The sequence below is a fragment of the Lentzea sp. NPDC055074 genome, assembly GCF_053608005.1.
This window is the reverse complement of record NZ_JBSGUQ010000047.1, coordinates 1-1,112: the sequence shown is the minus strand read 5'-3', so window position 1 is coordinate 1,112 and position 1,112 is coordinate 1. Positions and strand designations below refer to the sequence as shown.

Annotated in this window: 1 protein-coding gene; it reads left to right on the top strand. The window is 67.8% G+C overall.

From position 1 onward, the window contains the following. The first annotated feature begins 113 nt into the window (after window positions 1-113). Window positions 114-1,112 carry an IS481 family transposase gene (locus ACWF7A_RS44020; RefSeq protein WP_452256408.1) on the top strand — a complete coding sequence of 333 codons (999 nt, stop codon included), beginning with the start codon at window positions 114-116 and terminating at the stop codon, window positions 1,110-1,112.

Sequence of the window (1,112 nt, the reverse complement as noted above, 5' to 3'; positions counted from 1 at the left end):
TGTGATGTCCAGGGACGTTGTTCCGGACGTGATGGCTTGCGGTGAAGACAGGTGAAGGCCTCCGGGTGTGAAGTGGAACTGCTGAGGAACCGCTTCACGGCCTGGAGGCCTTCGTGTCCCACCCTAACGCGACGCTGACCCCACGCACCCGCCTACGACTGGCACGTCTGATCGTCGAGCAGAACTGGCGCCCCGCCGAGGCGGCGAAGATGTTCATGGTCGCCGAGAAAACCGCCCGCAAATGGGCGCAGCGTTACCGCGACGAAGGCCCAGCGGGCATGACCGACCGCAGTTCCCGACCGCGGCACAGTCCTGCCCGCACTCCCGAACCCGTCGTGCGGGCGATCGTGACGCTGCGGTGGCGGCACCGACTGGGGCCGGTGCAGATCGCGGGCCGGCTCGGGATGGCGGCCTCGACCGTACACGCGGTACTGGTGCGCTGCCGGATCAACCGCCTGTCCCGCATCGACCGGATCACCGCGGAACCGCTGCGCCGTTACGAACATCCGCATCCCGGGTCACTGATCCACGTCGATGTCACCAAGTTCGGCAACATCCCCGACGGCGGCGGCCACCGCTTCGTCGGCCGGCAACAAGGCAGGCGCAACCGCGAGGTCACCGCGACCCGCACCGGCCGCCGTCACGCCGCCTACCGGCCCGCCGTCGGCACCGCGGTCCTGCACACCGTCATCGACGATCACTCCCGCGTCGCCTACGCCGAAATCCACGCCGACGAAACCTCTGTCACCGCCATCGCGGTCCTGCGGCGCGCCGTCGCCTGGTTCGCCGAACGTGGAGTGACCGTCGAACGCGTCCTGTCCGACAACGGCGCCTGCTACAAGTCCTACGCCTGGCGAGACGCCTGCGCCGAGCTCGACATCCGCCACAAACGCACGCGTCCTTACCGGCCCCAGACCAACGGCAAGATCGAACGCTTCCACCGAACCCTGGCCGACGGCTGGGCCTACGCACGCCACTACGACACCGATCACGAACGCCGAGCAGCACTACCCAGCTGGCTGCATTTCTACAATCACCACCGAGCCCACTCCGCCCTCGGAGGCCAACCACCCATCACCCGGCTGACCAACCTCCCCGGACATCACACCTAG